The sequence below is a fragment of the Maribellus luteus genome (genome assembly GCF_003576475.1).
GTDB classification, from domain to species: Bacteria; Bacteroidota; Bacteroidia; order Bacteroidales; family Prolixibacteraceae; genus Draconibacterium; species Draconibacterium luteum.
In genome coordinates, this window is record NZ_QWGR01000229.1 from 1 (window position 1) to 544 (window position 544).

The 544-nt window shown below is 61.4% G+C and carries 1 protein-coding gene; it reads right to left on the minus strand.

Features of this window, described 5'->3' with window-relative positions; all coding sequences use genetic code 11:
• On the minus strand, positions 1 to 544 hold a 544-nt coding region (locus D1614_RS24805), incomplete at both ends, for a hypothetical protein (RefSeq protein WP_438268363.1).

Here is a 544-nt window from a genome sequence, read left to right on the forward strand (position 1 = left end):
GCATGCGAATGCGCGCAACGGCCTGGTGGTCGGTCGTGGCGGCGTCATATAGGCGCGCGAGGTCGGCCTTCAATGCCGTGCGTGAGCCGCCATCCAAATACACCATGTGCCCCGACGGATAGAACCCCGCCGACAGGTTCTTGCGTACATCGGCATCGAGCAAGGGCATCGCCTTCAGGTCGAGCATGGTCTGGTAGAACGGCGTGACGAAGTCGTAGTAGCCGTTGGCGGAGAACACTTTCAGATCCACGTTCAGGCTCATCGTGGCGGCCAGGTCGCCCGCCGTGTACAGCGCGACATTGCCATTGGCATCGAGCCCTTTCTGCGCGCCGGTCGGATCGGTGTGGCGGAAATCCCAGTGGCGGAAGGCTTGGTCGTTCAAATCCGTGAAGGCCGAGTTGGACGTGAACTTCAAATCGTCGTTCAGGTAGGTGTTCCACATGGCCGTGTAGACGCCGGACACCGCCGTCATGGTCGGATCATTGCCGCCGGAGTTTGGATTCACGCTGGCCGCAATGCCGGTGTGAATGCCAGTGACGCGACC